Origin of the sequence: Nonomuraea africana (genome assembly GCF_014873535.1) — a bacterium.
Taxonomy (GTDB): Bacteria; Actinomycetota; Actinomycetes; order Streptosporangiales; family Streptosporangiaceae; genus Nonomuraea; species Nonomuraea africana.
The window spans coordinates 1,502,546-1,520,077 of sequence record NZ_JADBEF010000001.1 but is presented as its reverse complement, the minus strand read 5'-3'; the positions used below and the strand labels follow the sequence as shown (position 1 = coordinate 1,520,077).

Annotated in this window: 10 protein-coding genes; 5 read left to right on the top strand and 5 right to left on the bottom strand. The window is 73.5% G+C overall.

What is annotated here, in order from left to right; genetic code table 11:
* Positions 1-10: 10 nt before the first annotated feature.
* Genes H4W81_RS06915 through H4W81_RS06900 form a run of 4 tightly spaced genes read left to right on the top strand, consistent with a single transcriptional unit; the run spans position 11 to position 6,903 of the window.
* A complete protein-coding gene (locus H4W81_RS06915; RefSeq protein WP_192774011.1) occupies positions 11-1,210 on the top strand; it encodes a hypothetical protein in 1,200 nt (399 codons plus the stop codon).
* Positions 1,207-2,439: a hypothetical protein gene (locus tag H4W81_RS06910; protein ID WP_192774010.1), complete on the top strand. Its 1,233-nt coding sequence runs from the start codon at positions 1,207-1,209 to the stop codon at positions 2,437-2,439. Before H4W81_RS06915 ends, H4W81_RS06910 begins: the two co-directional genes overlap by 4 nt.
* Positions 2,440-5,598, top strand: coding sequence for a coiled-coil domain-containing protein (locus H4W81_RS06905; RefSeq protein ID WP_192774009.1), 3,159 nt, complete (start codon positions 2,440-2,442; stop codon positions 5,596-5,598).
* 9 nt (positions 5,599-5,607) lie between these two features.
* Positions 5,608-6,903, top strand: a complete 1,296-nt coding sequence (locus tag H4W81_RS06900; RefSeq protein WP_192774008.1) for a threonine/serine exporter family protein — start codon at positions 5,608-5,610, stop codon at positions 6,901-6,903.
* A gap of 195 nt (positions 6,904-7,098) precedes the next feature.
* On the opposite strand, the gene H4W81_RS06895 is transcribed toward H4W81_RS06900, so the two are convergent.
* The 4 genes from H4W81_RS06895 to H4W81_RS06880 all read right to left on the bottom strand — a co-directional run bounded on the left by H4W81_RS06895 (position 7,099) and on the right by H4W81_RS06880 (position 15,023).
* On the bottom strand, positions 7,099-8,382 hold the full coding sequence (locus H4W81_RS06895; RefSeq protein WP_192774007.1) for an MFS transporter: 1,284 nt from the start codon (positions 8,380-8,382) through the stop codon (positions 7,099-7,101).
* A 114-nt stretch (positions 8,383-8,496) separates the two neighbouring features.
* Positions 8,497-8,868 (bottom strand): VOC family protein, encoded by a 372-nt coding sequence (locus H4W81_RS06890; RefSeq protein WP_192774006.1) that lies wholly within the window; start codon positions 8,866-8,868, stop codon positions 8,497-8,499.
* A 245-nt stretch (positions 8,869-9,113) separates the two neighbouring features.
* Positions 9,114-13,910, bottom strand: a complete 4,797-nt coding sequence (locus tag H4W81_RS06885) for an AAA family ATPase (protein WP_192774005.1) — start codon at positions 13,908-13,910, stop codon at positions 9,114-9,116.
* The gene (locus H4W81_RS06880; RefSeq protein WP_192774004.1) at positions 13,911-15,023 is read right to left on the bottom strand and encodes an exonuclease SbcCD subunit D; all 1,113 of its coding nucleotides are present in this window, start codon (positions 15,021-15,023) and stop codon (positions 13,911-13,913) included. It abuts the gene before it with no gap.
* Between the two features lie 106 nt (positions 15,024-15,129).
* Here H4W81_RS06880 and H4W81_RS06875 point away from each other — a divergent pair, with 106 nt between their 5' ends.
* The gene (locus H4W81_RS06875) at positions 15,130-16,623 is read left to right on the top strand and encodes an alpha/beta hydrolase family protein (protein ID WP_192774003.1); all 1,494 of its coding nucleotides are present in this window, start codon (positions 15,130-15,132) and stop codon (positions 16,621-16,623) included.
* Here H4W81_RS06875 and H4W81_RS06870 read toward each other — a convergent pair whose 3' ends face one another.
* Positions 16,624-17,532 (bottom strand): alpha/beta hydrolase, encoded by a 909-nt coding sequence (locus H4W81_RS06870; protein ID WP_318781572.1) that lies wholly within the window; start codon positions 17,530-17,532, stop codon positions 16,624-16,626.

Genomic DNA, 17,532 nt, shown 5'->3' with positions numbered 1-17,532 from the left:
CTTAGAGCGCGTGTCCGAACAGCCTCTGACCCTCGACGCCGCCCTCTCGGAGGAGGCGGTGCTGTCGACCTACCGCAGGATGTTCGCGGCCCTGGCCCGCGACAGCGGTGCGGTCGTCGACGATCCCGCCATGGTCGACATCGCCGAGACCCTCTTCGCCGCCTTCGCCGAGGCGGGCGAGGAGTGGCTGACGCACGAGCAGATGCGTTTCGCCTGCCGCGCCTATCCGTCCGACCAGTTCGACAACAGGCTGCGGGTGCTCAAGGGGCTCGGGGCGATCCGCGAGGTGTTCCCCAAGCCCAACCAGCTGCGCTACCGCGCCTCCTTCACCAGCGTGGTCGGGCTGATGTTCATCAGGCGGATGATGGACGACGGCGGGCAGTCGGAGATGCACAGGCTGCTGGCCCTCGAGGATCTCAACGTCGCCGATCCGCGCACCACGATGGAGCAGGCCAGGCAGAGCGCCGTCAACCTGGCCAGGGCCTTCAGGCTGTGGGCGCTCGAGCTGATCACGCTCACCACCGGCACCATCGAGGAGCTGCGCGAGCAGGCGCCCAAGCTGTGGGGCACCGAGGAGATCGCCCGCCGCGCGCAGAACCTCCACGGCACCATCCTCACCCGCTGGCCCGAGCTCGACAGGGTCTGCACCGACCTGCGGGCGGCCATCTACGCCTACAGCGACGCCTCCCGGCGGGCGGCGGGACGGCTGGCCGACTCCGCGGGCACGACGCGCAACCTGACGCTGCTGCCGTCCGAGACCTGGCGCACCTTCGCCCAGACCGCTTCCAAGGAGCGGCTGGCCGCCGTCCTCGACGGGTTCGTCTTCGACGCTCCCGCGCCGTGGCACGATCCGGCGGCGATCGTCCGCGCCGTCGCCGAGAGCCCGCGGCCCGCGCCGGCCCAGCCCACCCCGCCGCGCTCCGACCTGCCCGACCCCGGGCCTGCCGACTCCCTCGACCGGTCGCCCGGCGCGGCCGTCGAGCGGCTGACCGAGCTGGCCGAGTCCGCGCTGGGCGGGGCCGACAGGGTGGCGCTGGCCGACCTGCTCGCCGCCGACTGGCCCGCAGCCCGCCGCCTGCTGGCCGACCTCACCAGCGTCGACCTGCGGCCCGAGCTGCCCTACCGGCTGACCTGGTCCGACGAGCTGACCGTCGACCCCGAGCACGAGCCCGCCTGGCTGTCCCACGGTTTCCTGGAGCGCACCTCATGACCGCCGCCTACTCCCACGCCCTGGCCAGGGCGGCGGGTCCGCTGCCGGTCGCCGAGGGCGCGCGGACGCCGCCGGGCATGGTACGGCTGGCGGGCCTGGCCGTACCTGTGTGGCCCGACGGGGTGACGCCGTCCCTGCTGGAGGAGTACCAGGTCAGCCCGCCGCCGGTGGAACGGTCCGGTGAGACCAGGCGGGTGCTCGCCGCCTGCCTGAAGTGCTGCTGGGCCGACCTGTCGGCCGATCCGTGGCCAGGGGTGACCGCGCCGGTCGAGCGCGTGCTCGACACCTACCGGGCGCTGATCGGGCGCACCGACGACGTGATGCGCAACTGGGCGGTGGGGGCGCTGCGCCGGCTGCACGACTCCTCCTGGGTGGTGATGGCCGACGGGTTCGTCCGGCTGGGGCCCAGGTGCGCCACCTGGCCCGTGGAGTCCTACGGGCAGCTGAAGGAGCTGGTGCGGCGGCTGCCCGAGCCCGAACGCAGGGAGCTGACCGTCCTGCGCGACGCCGACCTGGTCGAGGCCGCGGGCCCCGCGCCCGACGCCGGCAGTGACGCCGGCAGTGACGCCGAGGCGCAGGCGCAGCCCCTCGCCGGGCGGGTCGAGGGCGCGCGGGCCGAGTTCGACGACCTCCTCGACGCCTTCGACGAGCGGCGCAGGGCCGAGATGGTGGCGGCGTTCATGGCGCTGGAGTTCGCCGCCGAGCCCGTCCAGGAGACGCGTTTCCCCGCGCTCAGGGATCCCGCGCCGCGCCGCGTCCTCGCCGAGATGCTGGCCAGGCGCGGGCGCACGCTGATCCAGCAGCGCGAGCGGTGGACCTCGGGCTACGACGACGCGGTGGCCGCGAAGACCGGCACCGCGCTGGGCGAGAGCGAGCGGGCGGTGCTGACGCTGGTGCTCATCCACTCGGTGGCGATCCCGCGCGCGGAGGGGCTGCTGCCCGAGGACAGCTGGCTGTCCCCCCACGCCACCCCGGTCGACGAGCTGCGCCGCCACACCCAGCTGCCGATCGGCGAGCTGGAGGCGGCGCTGCGGGTGCTGCGCCACGCGGGGCTGCTCGCGCAGGTCAAGGCGGGTGAGGAGGCGGGCGGCTACGTGCCGGGCCCGCAGTTCCACCGCCTCACCCAGGCGGCGCGGCGCCGCCTGCAGGAAGAGCTGATCCTCGCCGCGGGGCCGCACACGCCTCTCGCGGCGGCCGTACGAGCACAGCGGAAGACGGGGGACGAGTAAGTGGCTCTGGCGGAGAACGTCGTCGGCGATCGGGTGCTGATCGCCGTGCAGGCGGTCAACATCTCACGGTTGTCCACCCACCCGGTGCCGACCGTGCCCGGCACGCTGATCGTCGTGGCGGGGGCGGGGCCGAAGGACTCCAACGGGGCGGGCAAGTCCTCGTTCATCGCCTCGATCACGGCGTTGCTCGGTGATGAGCAGTGGCGCTTCGCCTCGGGGGCGAAGGCGGTCTCGGAGCTGCTGTTCAACGCCGAGCTGGCCAGCGGCGCGGGCGGGCGCCAGTGGGCGAGCGCCGACCACGGCTACATCGTGGGCGTGTTCGGGCCGTCTGGCCACGACGGATACCCCGCCGCGGCGCTCCTCGACGCTCCTCCCGGCTCGTCGGCCACCGGCTCGTCGGCGACCGACTCGGGGGCCACCGACCCGGACGCCACCGATTCAGGGTCCTCCGACTCAGGGGCCTCCGACTCAGGGGCCTCCGACTCAGGGGCCTCCGACAACGAGGCGGCCGCCGGCGAGGGGCTCTTTCCTGAGCCCGATGCCACCGGCGGGCCGGTCACCGTGTGGTTGCGCGTCAACCAGGAGGCGCCGCACCTGGAGATCCGCTGGCGGGAGGGCGTCCATCTGGCCGCCGCCAGCTCCGAGGCCGAGCGGGTCGCCAGAGCCGACGAGGTGTGGTCGTCCCTGCCGCGGTCCGCGGGCCGCCGCGACGTGGTCGCCCGCGACCTCACCAAGGTCCTGTACGGCGAACGCGTCCGCTGCGTGTCGTTCCTGTCCACCTCCGTGCGCAGCAAGGTGGCCACCAACCTGCTGTCGCAGCCGCTCAACGAGATCTCCCCCGAGCGGGTCTTCGAGGCGATCGCCGCGCTGACCGGTCTCGACGCCGAGCTGGAGCAGGAGCGTGAGGCCCGCCGCGACGAGCACGCCAGGCGCGTCAGGGCCGCGCAGGCGGGCGAGCGGCTGAAGGAGTTCGAGGCCGAGTCGAGCGCCCTCCTGGCCACCTTCGACCGGCGCGACCAGGCCAGGGTCAGGCTGGCGGAGGCGCTGCGCTGCTGGCGCGGGCGTCAGGCGCGCCGGCTGGCCGACGCGGCCGAGCGCGACGAGGCGCTCGCCGCCCAGCTCGAGACGCTGGAGGCGGCGCAGGAGACGACGGCCGAGGCGATCGCGGTGGTCAAGGCCGAGATCGCCACGCTCAAGGACGACACGCTCGACCGCATGGTGGTCGAGGCCCGCAGGGAGCTGGCCGCCCTGCAGTCGAGGGCGGCCAAGCTCGAGGCCGACCGCGCGGTCGCGGAGAACTCCGCCGACGAGCTGCGCGGCCAGATCCCCTCGCTGGAGGAGACGCGGCGGCTGGCCGACGGCCGCGACGTGCCCACCGCCGAGCGCGAGCTCGCCGCGGCGCGGGCCGAGCTGAACGAGGCGCTGAAGGCGCTGGGCGTGGCCGACCGTGAGGTGGCCTCGGCGCAGGCGGCGCTTGACGACGCCGAGGGCGGTCCGGCCGCCGCCCAGCTCACCGCCCTCGCGGCGGCGGGCGTGAGCGCGACCGGCCTGCTCGACTCCCTCGACGTGGCCGAGCAGGCGCGCGACCACACCCGCGCCTCCGGCCTCGACGAGCTGCGCGGATGGCCGACCGAGCACGCCGTGGTCGTCGACGCCGATCACCTCGCCGCCGCCACCAGGGCGCTCGCCGGCCTGCCTGGCTCGGTGCTGGTCAGCTCGGCGGGCGTCAGCGTGGTCGGCGCCTTCGACGGCGTCGCGACCGGCAGGGAGGCCCGCATCAAGGCCGCCGAGCAGCGGCTCAATCGGGCCCGCGACACGCAGGAGGAGGCCGCCCAGGCCGTGGGCGCCGGCGAGGAGCGGGTGGCGACCGCGCAGCGCAGGCTGGAGGGCGCGAAGGCGGGCGTCCAGCTCGACGGCATCGAGCGCCGCCTGGCCGAGCGGCGGGCCAGGCTCGCCGAGCTGACGAGCGCCCTGGAGGAGCTCACCCCCGCGGTCGCCGTGGCCGAGCAGCAGGCGGGCTCGCTCGACTTCCGGGCCCGCACCCGCGACCTCGAGATCGAGCGCATGGAGGGCCGCAGGGGCAGGCACGAGGCCGAGCGCGCCCAGGCGCGCGACCAGGCGGCCAGGGTCACGGCCGAGCGCGAGGGCCTGCGGCTGGCGGAGCTGGGCCGCGACTGGGGCGGCACGGTCGACGGCGCCAGGGAGTGGATCGCGGCGCTGCCCGAGGAGGAGCGGCCGCGCACGGCCGAGGAGTGGTGGCGGGTCGCCGAGCGCCACCTCGACAGCGCCTTCCGCGACACCTTTCCCGGCGACGACGAGGAGGAGGTGCCGGAGGAGCTGCGCTTCCTGATGAGCGAGCGCACGGGGCGCTCCAGCAGGGAGCAGGCGACGTTCGCGGCGGTCTGCGGGGCGCTGGCCTCCTACCTGCGCGGGCAGGAGGAGTACGAGAAGCACCAGCGCCGCCAGATCGAGTCGCAGATCGTGACCCGGCAGCGCGACCTCTCGGCCGCGGAGAAGGGCGCCGAGGAGGCCGCGCAGTCGACGGCGGTGCACCGGGCGGCGCTGACGGCGGCGATCAAGTCGCGGCTGACGCGGGTGGCGGAGGAGTTCGAGAAGCTCGACACCTCCTACGGCGGCTACGGCGCGACGCTGGAGTTCCCGGTGCCGCCCGCTCCCGCCGACCCCGAGCAGCGCTGGCAGTGGCGGGTGACGCCGAAGTGGCGGCGCGGCGAGGGGCAGGGCTTCGTGCCGTACAACCGCAGGGCCAACACCGCGCTGATGGACGAGAAGGCGGTCAAGCTCGTCTGCGCGGCGGCCATCGCGTCGTCCGGCGGCGGCCATCTGTGCCTGGTCCTCGACGAGCTCGGGCGCAACCTGGGCAAGGAGCACCGCAGGGAGGCGGTGGCGCTGTTCCGCAGGATCGGCGAGACATACGGCATCACGGTGATCGGCGCGTTGCAGGACGACATGGAGCCCTACGCCATCGACGCCTGCGGGCAGTACATCAAGCTGCGGCGCAGCTCCGACGCCATGGCCTACAACGAGCCGCCGGTGATCGTGGGTCACGACCAGCACGCCGACAGGGTCCGCGCCCTTGCCTCCTACGTGGGGAGGGGTGCCGCGCCGATCCTCGATCAAAGCCGTGATCAGGGGGTATGACGCGGTGCGATGACATACACCGCTTCGGATGCCGAGGGGCATCGGGCCATGGCGCTGGCGTTGCGGGTCGGCGAACTCCTGCTGGGCAGCGGCGAGGCGACCGAGAACGTCGGCGGCGCCATGCGCAGGATCCTGGAGGCGTACGGCATGCGCCACGTCGAGGCGGACGTCAACCTGTCGGCGATCACGCTGTCGCACGTCCCCGACGACGGCAGGCCGCCCGCCACGGCCGAGCGGCGGGTGCGCAGGCGCAATCCCGACTACGACCGGCTGATCGCGGTGCACCACCTGGTCGGCGAGGTCACCGCGCGCGAGCTGCCGCTCGGCGAGACCGAGGAGCGGCTGCGGGAGATCACCAGGCGGGTGCGGGTCTACCCGAGCTGGGCGGTGGTGACCGCGCTGGCGCTGATCTCGGCGTCCGCGGCGGTGCTGATCGGCGGCGGGCCCGTCGTGGCGATGGCGGCGTTCGTCGCGACGGTGCTGGGCGACCGGGCGGGCGCGTGGCTCGGGCGCAGGGGCGTGGCCGAGTTCTTCCAGCTCGCCGTGGCCGCGATGTTCGGCTCCCTGGTGGCGGTCCTGCTCATCGCGATGCGCGTGCCCGTGGAGGCGTCCGCCGTGGTGGTCGGCGCGGTGGTCGCGCTGCTGCCGGGCCGGCCGCTGGTGGCATGCGTCCAGGACGGCATCGCCGGCGAGTACGTCACGGCGACCGCCAGGCTGACCGAGGTGGTGTTCATCGTGGCGGCGGTGATCGCGGGGATCGGCGCCACGCTGACCGTCGCGGTCCGGCTGGGCGTGCCGATCAGCGTGGAGAACGTGCCGTCCGCGCCGCTGACCCTCGCGCCACCGCAGCTGGCCGGGGCGCTGGGGCTGAGCCTGACGTTCGCCGTGGCCCTGCTCGTGCCGCCCCGCCACCTGCTGCCCGGCGCCCTCGGCGGCGGAGTGATCTGGCTGACGTTCGTGTGGCTGGCGCGGCACGGCGTGCCGCTGATCGGCGCCACGACGATCGCCGCCGCCGTGGTCGGCCTGCTCGGCACCGCGTACGCGCGCAGGGTGCGGGTGCCTTCGGCGATCTTCGTGATCCCGGCGATCGGCCCGCTGCTGCCCGGCAGCGCGCTGTACCGCGGCATGCTGGAACTCAGCCTGGACAACGTCTCCGCCGGCGCGCTGCACCTGATCGGGGCGCTGTCGATCGCCGTCGGCATCGGCGCCGGGGTGATCTTGGGGGCGGAGATCCTGCGCGCCTTCAGGGGGCGCGGCATCGCCCGCAGGATCCGGCCCGCCGCGCGCCGCACCCGCGGCTACTAGCCGGGGCGGCTCGCGCGCCGCACGCGCGGCTGCCAACCGGAAAACATCCCGGTCACGGTACGGCGCGCGCCGCACGCGCGGCTACTGGCCGGGGAGCGTCCAGGTCACCGTACGGCGCGCCCGTTCCAGATACTTCGCTGAATCGGCGGGGCCGGAGTGCCGGTTCGGTGGGGCCCGCGAGCGGTCCTCGCCCAGTTACAGGGTCTCGTCGCCGGTTTCCGGGAGGGCGAGCAGGCACAGCAGGCTGAGGACCGCCATCGCGGAGACGTACACCCCCACGGAGAACACCCCCAGGTCGCCGGCCTGCATCTGGGTGGCGACCAGCGGCGGGACCGCGCCGCCGAGGACGCCGCCCAGGCTGTAGGCGACGGAGGCGCCGCTGTAGCGGTACTCGGTGCGGAACAGCTCCGGCAGGTACGCGCCCATCGGGCCGAAGATCAGTCCCATCAGCGCCAGCGCCCCGGCCAGTGCGAGCCCGACCAGCGGCACCGAGGCGGTCTCCATCAGCGGGAACATCACCAGACCCCACGCGATCGCCACGCCGGTCCCCGCGAGGAGGGTGCGGCGGCGGCCGAGCCGGTCCGAGACGAGCGAGGAGACGACCGTGCCGCCCGCCATGAACAGCACTCCGATCATCGTGAGCGCCAGCATCGTGGTGCGCGGAATCCCCAGCGTCGCGGTGCCGTACGACAGGCAGTAGGTGGTGGCGGTGTAGAAGAGGGTGTAGGTGATCACCATCGCGCCCGCCCCGAGCAGCACGCGCCGCCACTGGTGGCGCATGAGGCCGACGAACGGCACCTTGGCGATCTTCCGCTCGTCCATCGCCGCCTGGAAGACCGGCGTCTCGGAGATCTTCAGCCGGACGTACAGGCCGATCACCACGAGCAGCAGGCTCGCGACGAACGGCAGCCGCCAGCCCCAGCTCACGAACTGCTCGTCGGTGAGCACCGCGCCGAGGATGAGGAACAGGCCGTTGGCGGCGATGAACCCGACGGACGGGCCGAGCTGCGGGAACATGGCGTAGAAGCCGCGCTTGCCCGGTGGGGCGTGCTCGGTTGCCAGCAGCGCCGCGCCGCCCCACTCGCCGCCGAGGCCGATGCCCTGAGTGAACCGCAACAGCACCAGCAGGACGGGCGCCGCCACGCCCATCGCGGTGTAGCCGGGCAGCAACCCGATGGCGACCGTGGACAGGCCCATCAGCAACAGCGAGACGACCAGCATGGACTTGCGGCCGATGCGGTCGCCCCAGTGCCCGAAGATCGCCGAGCCCAGCGGGCGGGAGACGAACGCGACGGCGAACGTCGAGAAGGCCGCCAGCCTGCCCGCCAGGTTGTCCATCTCGGGGAAGAAGGCGGTGTTGAGCACCAGGGCGGCGGCGGTGCCGTAGATGTAGAAGTCGTAGAACTCGATCGCGGTGCCGATGAGGCTGGCGGCGGCGATGCGCGTTCTCGAGGGCTGCGTGGCGGGGGCCTGGACCATACTGTGTCTCACTATGCGGGATTGCGTCTTACGTGGTGATCCGCCGACCGTACCAGTTCACCGGACGGCTCCTGACACCGTGCGGTCACCTCTGTCGATCCGCCGGTCGGACCGTCAGCCGTGGCTGAGGTCGATCACGCAGAACCGGTTGCCCTCGGGATCGGCGAGCACCGTGAAGTCGGGGTCGGCGGGGTAGAGGTCCCAGTCGACCTTCTGCGCGCCCAGCGCGATCAGCCGCTCCACCTCGGCCGCGTGCTCGTCGGCGTTCTCGGTGAACAGATCGAGGTGCATCCTCGGATGTTCCTGCACGGGAGACTCGCTGACGTCCAGCGCCAGCGGCGTGCCGAGGCCGTTCACGGGATCGAGGATGGTCCAGTCGTCCGATACCGCCCCCGAACGGGGGATGTAGTGCAGCGCCTGCGTCCAGAAGCGGACGGCCCGCCGCATGTCGTCCACACCGATGACTACTTGACCAATACTCACCATGACCCAATCGTGTCAGGACATCGCCCCCTGCGAAACCTCCACCCCTCCAACCTCTGTAGTCACATTGCCTGTCTTACGGACAGCGAGCTCACACCACAGACCGCGCCGAGTCGCTTCCGTGTTCGAGCAAGAGAATCAACGCGAGACCGGCGCCCACGCGGACTGGGGACTGTGCAGTGGCGCTGGCACGAAGTCCATGCGGGCTCATACGCAACGGACGGGCGCGCAGCACGATGCGCCGGATGTCAGCCCGCGTCCACCGACAGCGTCGAGCCCGTCCGCGTCTTGGTGACCCTGAGCTGGGCCGGGATCCGGGTGCGCAGTTCGCCGACGTGGCTCACGATGCCGACCGCCCGCCCGCCGTCCCGCAGCCCGTCGAGGATGTCGAGGACCCCGTCGAGGGTGTCCTCGTCGAGCGTCCCGAAGCCCTCGTCCACGAAGAGCGTGCCGATCTCCGCGCCCCCCGCCTCGGCCGTCACCACGTCCGCCAGCCCGAGGGCCAGCGCCAGCGAGGTGATGAAGGACTCCCCTCCCGACAGCGTCGCGGGATCACGGTCCACCCCGGTCCACCCGTCGAGCACCCGCAGCCCGAGCCCGCCGCCCGCCCTGCCGCGCGCTCCCGCCGTCTTGCGCAGGTCGTGCTGGAGCCGGTAGCGCCCGCCCGACATGTGGTCGAGCCGTTCGTTGGCCGCGTCGACGACCTGCCTGAGCCGCTCCCCCAGCACGTACGACGACAGGCTCATGCTCCACTGGTTGTCGCCCGAGGTGCCGCTGGCCAGCGCCGCCAGCCGTTCGGCCAGGCGATGCCGGTCGGCGGCGGGCTGCCAGCGGCCGAGGCACGCCGCCAGCTCCTCGTGCAGCTCGGCGAGCCTGGTCACCCGCCGCTCCGCCCGGTCGCGGGCCGAGGCCAGCGCGGTGTGCTCCCGTTCGGCCCGCTCCCGCTCCGCCTCCAGCGCCACCAGGTCCTGCGGCGGCTGCGCGGCGGCCGCGACCAGCGCGGGGTCGGCCAGCGTGCGCGTCACCGCCGCGTGCCGCGCGTCGAGCTCGCGCAGCCGCACGGCCTTCTCTTCCTTCTCTTCGTGCGTGCGTACGGCGGGCAGGACGTCGTCCGCGTCCAGGAATCCCGCCTCCCTGGCCGCCTCCTCCGCCGCCGCGACGGCGCTGCGATGTTCGGCGGCGGCGCTCACGGCGGCCTGCGTCGCCTCGTGCGCCTCCCGGAGCAGCTGTGCCTCCTCCCGCAGCCGGTCGAGCCTGGCGGTGAGCGACGGGTCCTGACCCCTGGCGGCGTGGATCCGCTCGGCGAGCCTCGCGGCCTCGGCTTCGAGCTCCTCCGCCCGGGTACGGCAGGCGGCCAGGCTGACGCCGAGCTCGCGGAAGGTCGCGGCCAGCCGTACCTGCTCGGCCGCCAGCTCGGCCGCGGTGCCCGCCAGGGCGGGATAGGCGTCGGCGGCCCGCCGCAACCTGGCGAGTTCCCGCTCGGCGGCATCCCGCTCCCTTACAGCCCACGCCCTCCCCACCTCGACCGCACCCGCAGTCGACCTGGCGTTCGCGTCGCCCATGTCCGTGGAACCGGGCGTCGCATCAGCCCACGCCGCGCCCGTCCTCGCGTCGCCCACCTCCGCAGGACCCGGCGTCGCGTCGGCCCGCGCCTCCCCCGCCGCATCGGCCCGCGCGTTGCCCGTGCCCGCGGTACCCGGTGTCGTATCCGGTGGCACCTCACCCGCAGCACCGGGCCCCGGGTTGCCCGTCTTCGTGGCAGTCGTGTCCGCATTCACGGCGGAGTCGACGGCCGCCGCGTCCGGCGCTGCGGCGTGTGAGGTCGTGGTGGTGACGGGGCCAGGTGTGGGCGAGGCGAGGAGGCCGGCGAGCGTGGTGAGGGCGTCGTCGAGGCGGGCGCCGATCTCGCCGACCCGCTCGGCGGCCCCGGCCAGCTCGGCCAGGCCGATGATCTCGCGCCCCAGCCGCTCCCTTCGTGCGCCCAGGCTCACGTCGGCGCCTCGCGCCTCGTCCAGCCTGGCCAGGACGCGGTCTCGCTCCCCCGCCAACCCCTCGCGGGCCGTACGAGCCTCCGTCAGCCTTCGTTCCGTGTCGTGGAGCTGGTCGAGGGCCTGTTCGAGCTCGGACTCCAGCCGCTGCGTCACCCGCTCGAAGCCCGCCTCCCCGGCTGCCAGCCCGGTCAGCGCGTCGAGCGCGTCGGAGAGCGCGGCCAGCTCGGCCTCGGCCTCGTCCAGGGCGGGCGCGACCGCGAGCTCGTCCAGCCGCGAGCTGAGCGAGGACAGGACGCTGTCGGCCGACTGGCGCTCCGCCAGAGCCGCGTCGTAGGCCGCCTGCGCCTCGCTCTCGTCGTCGGCGACGTACGCCATGGGCGCCGGTACAGCCGGCGCCGGGTGGTCGGGCGAGCCGCACACCGCACACGGATCGCCGTCGGACAGCTGGGCGGCGAGCTCGGCGGCCATGCCCTCGATACGGGCCTGGCGGATCTCCTGCAGCCGGTCGCGGAGGGCCTGCGCGATCTCGACGGCCGCGCCGTACGCCTCGCGGGCCGCCGCCACCTCCCCTTCCAGCTCCTGCCTGCGCCGGGCCGTCGCGAGCCGGGAGGCCGCCGCTTCGCGCGCCGCCGTCGCGGACGCCAGCCGCCCGGCGGCGGCCCTCGCCTCCGTCAGCTGCTCTGTGACCTCGTGGAGCGCCGCGGGCAGTTCGTCGGTCGCGGCCCGGGCGGCCACCTCGCGTTCGGCGAGGACGGACAGTTCAGCTTCCAGTACGGCCAGCCGATCGTCGAGCTCGATCAGCCTGGACTCGTCGGCGCGCAGGCCGTCCAGGGTGGCGAGCTGGTCCCCAAGGATGCGCTCGACCCTGCGCGCCTCGTCTTTGACCGCTCGCCAGAGCTGATCCGCTCGCCCGCCGCCGACCTGGCCCGCCTCGTTCGCCTGGCCCGCGTCGGGTGCCTGCCGAGTCTCTTGCGCCTCGCGGGCCTGGTGCGCCTCGATCGGCTCGATCAGCTCGTCATCGCGCCCGATGGTGAGCTGGTCGTGGAACTCCGAGGTCGGAGAGGCCAACGTCGAAGAAGGCGACGCGCAAGAAGGGGAAGCGGCAGAGGGAGAAGCGGCAAACCGCCGCGCGACGGGGAGCGACGCGGTAGGAGACGACGTGGGAGAAAGTGACGCGAGGGTGGCCAGGGTGGGCGAGAGGTGGGCGGCGGCGCGCAGTCGGGTCACCAGGTCGGTGTGAGCTGTGGCGAGCTCGGCCGAGAGACGGTCGCGGCGGTCGATCGCTTCGAGCCGGGCTGTGGCGGAGGAGAGGGCGGCCTCGGCGGCGGGTATGCGCGCCGCGTCGAGCCTGGCCTGCGCGGCGGTCTCCTCGGCGGCCCTCACCAGGTCGGGCAGCACCTCCAGCCGGGAGGCGGCCGCACGTTCCCTGGCGGACAGGGTGACGATCTCGTGCTCGACGGTCCGCCGGTCGCGGTGCAGCTGGGCGAGCCTGGTCTCGTCGAGGAGAAGCTCGGAGATCCTGCTGATCTCGTTCAGCCGCTCGCGCTCCATCCCGGCGAGCATGCCGAGGTTGACCGATCCAGCCCTCTCAGCGCCCACCATCGGGCCGAGGGATGAGCCGCCGGTGTCCTCCACGCCTTCTTGTGGTCCGAGGTGCGGGCGGGCGGTGTTCTCGCTTTCCGTGCGACGGCCGAGAGGGGAGCGGCCCGCGCCTTCAGGGTCCATCAACCCGTCGCCGGAGGAGGGGCCCGACCGGTGGCCGACGGCAGAGCGGCCCGCGCCTTCGGAGGCCATCAACCCGTCGCGAGAGGAGGGGGCCGTCCGTGGGCTGGTAGAGGAGGGGGCGGTGCCGGCGGGGTGGGCCATCTGGTTGAGGAGGGGGCGGGCGCGGGCCAGGGCGTCGGCGGCGAGGCCGCGGGCCTTGCCCGCCGTCTCGGCGCGTTGCCTGGCGGCGATGATGAGCGGGAGCACGCGGTCGGCCCTGGTGGCCTCGTCGAGGATGGTGAGGAGGTCGGAGCGCTCCTCCGCGCGTTCGTCGAGGGCGCGGCGCTGCCGGGTCGCCTCCGCGTGACGGCGCTGCCGGTCGGCGAGGGCCGTGGCCTGCTCGAGCCTGTCACGATGCTCTCGGAGCCTGGCCTCTCCCGCCGACCAGGCCGCGGTGGTCTGGTCGGCGACCGCCCTCGCCGCGTCGAGCAACCGGCCCGACCAGCGAAGCGGGTCGCTCTCCGGCGTGGGCGCCGCCTCGCCGTCCGCCCCCGGCCGCGGCGCGGGAACCACCCCCGCCCCCGGCACAGACGCGGAACCTGAAGACAGCGGACCCGAAGACACCGGACCCGAGGACACCGAGCTTGAATACACGGGGGAAACCGCGTGGAGCAGGGTTTCCCCGGCGGCCTCCTCCAGGCGTTTGACCGTGAACTCGACCTCCTGCCGCCCCTCCTGCGACTCCCGCCACGTCCGCTTGCGGTGTTCGGCCAGCCACGCCTCGGCCGCCGTGAACACCTTCACCGTGAACAGCCGCTCCAGCAGCCGCCGCCGTTCCTCACCGTCGGCCCGGAGGAAGCGCGCGAAATCCCCTTGGGGCAACATCGCGACCTGGCAGAACTGGTCGGCGTTCATGCCGAGCAGCTGCCCGATCAGGTCGCCCGCCTCGTCGTGACGTGTGGTCAGCCCCTGCCACTCGTGGCCGCGCACCCGTTCGGAGACGACGACCTTGGCCTTCTCCTCGGTGAACCCGGTGCCGCGCAGCTTGGGACGGGTCCACGCGGGCGAGCGCTGGATGCGAAGCGTGCGCCCTCTCAGCGTCACCTCCAGCTCGACCGAGGGCCCCGCGGACGGCGGAGCGTGGTCGCAGCGCAGGCTGCGCGCGCTGTTGCGCTGCCCGGGCACCACCCCGTAGAGGGCGAAGCAGAGCGCGTCGAGCAGGGTGGTCTTGCCCGCGCCCGTGGGCCCGTGGACAAGGAAGAGGCCCGCCTCGGCGAGAGAGTCGAAGTCGACCGTCTCGGTGCCGGGGAACGACCCGAAAGCCGTGAGGGTCAGCCGGTGCGGCCGCATCTAGACCAGGACCTCCTTGATCCTCGACGCCTCGACGGCCTCGCGCAGCAACCGCTCCTCCATGGGGTCGGCGGGCTCGCCGCGCACCTCGCGGACGAAGTCGAGGGCGACCTCCGCCTCGGGCCGCCCGATCAGCGGCGCGGCGGAAGCGCCCGGCACCGCGCCCTGCGGGTCGAAGGCGAGGGCCAGCGTGTGGGGGAAGCGGGCGCGCAGCCGGTCCATGGCGGCCTTGGGCCGGGTCGCGTCGGTGAGCGTCACCTGAAGCCAGTGGTCCTCGCGGTCGGCCAGCGACGGGTCGGTCAGCAGGGACTCCAGGGTGCCGCGCAGGCGGCCGACCTTGCGGGGCACAGGGGCGGGGACGAAGTCGGCCTCCGACGAGCCGACCGTCACCAGCCACGAGCCCTTCACGTGGTCGGCCTCGGAGAAGGAGTAGACCAGCGGCGAGCCCGAGTAGCGCACCGAAGGGGACATGCGCTGGCGGCCGTGCAGGTGGCCGAGCGCGACGTAGTCGACGCCGTCGAAGACCGAGAGGGGCACGTGGGCGACGCCGCCGACGCTGATGTCGCGTTCGCTGTCGCTGGCGGCGCCGCCCGCCACGAAGGCGTGGGCGAGCACGACCGAGCGGCGGTGCCGTACGAGAGAGGATCTGACGCGCGCCATCGCATGGGACAGGGCCGCGGTGTGGCTGCGCTCGGCCAGCTCCCACGGGCCGCGCACCAGCTCGGGCTCGAGGTAGGGGATGCCGTAGAAGGCGACGTCGCCGACGAGCACCGGCTCCCACGCGCGGGACGGGTCGGTGCGCAGGTGGACGCCGGCCGCGTCGATCAGGTCGGCGCCGAAGCCGAGCCGGCGCGCGGAGTCGTGGTTGCCGCTGATCAGGACGACGCGCGCCCCCGCGCCCGCCAGCCGCCGCAGGGCCTCGTTGCACAGCGCGACCGCGTCGACCGACGGCAGCGCCCGGTCGTAGACGTCGCCGGCGACCGCCACCACCTCCACCTTCTCCGCGCGGACCGTCTCGACCAGGTGGTCGACGAAGGCGGCCTGGCCTTCGAGGAGGCTCTCGCGGTGGAAGGACCGGCCGAGGTGCCAGTCGGAGGTGTGCAAGAGGCGCATGAGGCAGGAAGCTAACAGCTTCGGCTGACATTTATCGCGAGCGTCGGCGAGACCGCCGGGAGTAGGCTAGAAGATCGGCGGGCAAACCACTCACATGGGGAGGCCGATGCGCACCGGCCGAGGCACATTGAGCGTGGCCGTCGGCCTGGTGCTGATGGCACTCGCGACGGTGGGCTACGCGTTGCCGCCGGCCTTCGATCCACCGCCGCTGACGGCCGATCCGATGTTCCAGTCGCTGCCCCCGCAGCCCGCCCACGAGCGGCGGCCCGTGGCGGCGACCGGCTCCTTCCGCACCGAGCGGTTCTCCATCCAGGCCGAGCGCCAGTGGCTGCACGGCACGATCAGGGTGCCGCTGAGGCCGGGCAGGCATCCGGCGATGGTGTTCGTGTCGGGTTCGGGCAACGGCTCGCGTGAGGAGTTCACGCCGCAGGCGGAGTTCCTGGCGAGGGCGGGCGTGGTCACGCTCGCCTACGACAAGCGGGAGATCGGCTACGACTTCCGCAGCAGAGACTTCGGCCTGCTCGCCGACGACGTGCTGCGGATGGTGGGGCACCTGCGCGCCAGGCCCGACGTCGATCCGGCCCGCACCGGCGTGTGGGGGGTCAGCGAGGGCGGCTGGGTGGTGCCGATCGCCGCGGCCAAGAGCTCCGACGTCGGCTTCATCGTGCTCGTCTCCTCCCCGAACGTCTCGCCGCTGCGCCAGGTCGCGTGGGCGCTGAACGAGCAGCTGCTGCGCCTGCGCGCGCCGATCGGCGCGCGCGACCTGCTGACCAGGGCGATGGGCGGCGTGGGCTTCAACTTCCTGCGCTACGACGCGCTGCCCGCGCTGCAGGGCATCAAGCAACCCGTTCTCGCGCTGTACGGCACCGCCGACCCCTCCATCCCCTTCGTCGAGAGCACCGAGGCCCTGATCAAGGGCCTGACCACGGCGGGCAACGACTCCTACACGATCCGCTACCTGGCCAGCGCCGACCACGCGATGCGCATCGGCGGCGGCCCCTTCACCCCCGGCTACCTCGACACGCTCGGCAACTGGGTCCTTGGCCTGCCCGGCACCGCCCAGCCCGCGCTGCACCTGGCCGGCGCCACCCCGGTGCAGCGCTTCGCGGCCAGCGACGTGCCCGCCGCCCCTTGGTACGCCGGGGGCGCGATGCTCGGCCTGACGATCTGCCTGGCCGCCGTCGGCTACGTCGCGGGCCCCGTGGCCGTGATGTTCGTCAGGCTGCGCGGCCGCCACACGTCGCTGGAGGAGACCAACGCCAGGCTGTGGCCGCCGATCAGGCGCAGGCTGCGCAGGATGGCGTGGACGGGCGTCGGCCTGCTGGCCGCGGTGCTCGCCTTCATCACGCTGCTGGTGATGTTCTCGATCAACCAGGCGGGCGCGTGGCCCGCCGTGCTGGCCGGCTGGATGGTGGTCAGGGTGCTGGCCGTCCTCATGCTGCTGCAGGAGGTGACGGCCGTGGCGGCGGTGGTGTCGGGCCTGCGTGAGGGCATGCGGCCGAGCAGGTGGCAGCACGTGGCGATCGCCGGGGCGCTCGGCGGCACCGGGCTGCTGCTGGTGGCCGCCGCCTACTACGGCCTGTTCGCCTTCCCCTGGTGATCATGAGGCGTGGATGTAGGCGCGGGTCCAGCGGTCGATCTCCTCGAAGACCTGCTTGCGCACGGGCTCGGCCGACAGCACGAGGTCATGGATGCCGTCGCGCACCCGCACGCAGGTGACGTGCGGCCCGATCGAGGTGGACCATCTGGCGATCTGGCGCGGGTCGAGCACCACGTCCGCCGAGCGCGCCTCGGGGACGAAGTCGCGCACCCTGAGCCCGGCCGCCGCGGCGAGCACCAGCACGGGCACGTCGACGGCGAGCCCCTTGTGCAGGCGGCGCTGCGCCCTGCGGATGGCCGCCAGCCAGGTGGCGTGCACGTCGAACCCGCCCAGGGGCTTGAGCTCCAGGTCGAAGTCCCATTCGCCGCCGTGGTCGCGGTGGATGCTCTTGCCGTACGCGGTGCTGACCCCGAGCGGCAGCGGCCTCGTGGTGTAGGACAGCGGGGTCTTGAGCAGGTCGGCGGCCAGCCGCAGCGGGTAGGGGACGTTGAGGTCGAGGAACGGGCTGTTGAGCACGAGCCCCTGGACCAACCCTCTGCCGCGCACCCTGTCGGCCCAGAGGGAGGCGACCAGGCCGCCGGTGGAGTGGGCGTTCAGCGTGAGCTCGTCGTGGTCCTTCCTGATGACGCGGACGGCCTCGTCGATCTCGGGGAAGTAGTCGGTGACGCTCCTGATCAGCCCCCTGGTCTGGTGCGGCAGCAGCGACCTGCCGTACTTCCGCAGATCGAGGGCGTAGAAGTCGACGTCCCTCTCCAGGTAGTAGTCGGCCAGGTGATCCTGGAAGAAGTAGTCGGTGAAGCCGTGCAGGTAGAGGACCGCGCGGCGCGAGCCCGCCGTCCTGGCGACCAGGGTGGCGACCACCTCGCCCTCGAAGTCGGACGGCAGGCGCAGGACCGTTGTCTCGTACAC

What these genes read in the sequence shown, in the direction of transcription:
- H4W81_RS06885 (WP_192774005.1), bottom strand. Translation starts at nt 13,910, where the DNA reads ATGCGGCCGCACCGGCTGACCCTCACGGCTTTCGGGTCGTTCCCCGGC.
- H4W81_RS06890 (WP_192774006.1), bottom strand. Translation starts at nt 8,868, where the DNA reads ATGGTGAGTATTGGTCAAGTAGTCATCGGTGTGGACGACATGCGGCGG.
- H4W81_RS06910 (WP_192774010.1), top strand. Translation starts at nt 1,207, where the DNA reads ATGACCGCCGCCTACTCCCACGCCCTGGCCAGGGCGGCGGGTCCGCTG.
- H4W81_RS06880 (WP_192774004.1), bottom strand. Translation starts at nt 15,023, where the DNA reads ATGCGCCTCTTGCACACCTCCGACTGGCACCTCGGCCGGTCCTTCCAC.
- H4W81_RS06895 (WP_192774007.1), bottom strand. Translation starts at nt 8,382, where the DNA reads ATGGTCCAGGCCCCCGCCACGCAGCCCTCGAGAACGCGCATCGCCGCC.
- H4W81_RS06875 (WP_192774003.1), top strand. Translation starts at nt 15,130, where the DNA reads ATGCGCACCGGCCGAGGCACATTGAGCGTGGCCGTCGGCCTGGTGCTG.
- H4W81_RS06900 (WP_192774008.1), top strand. Translation starts at nt 5,608, where the DNA reads ATGACATACACCGCTTCGGATGCCGAGGGGCATCGGGCCATGGCGCTG.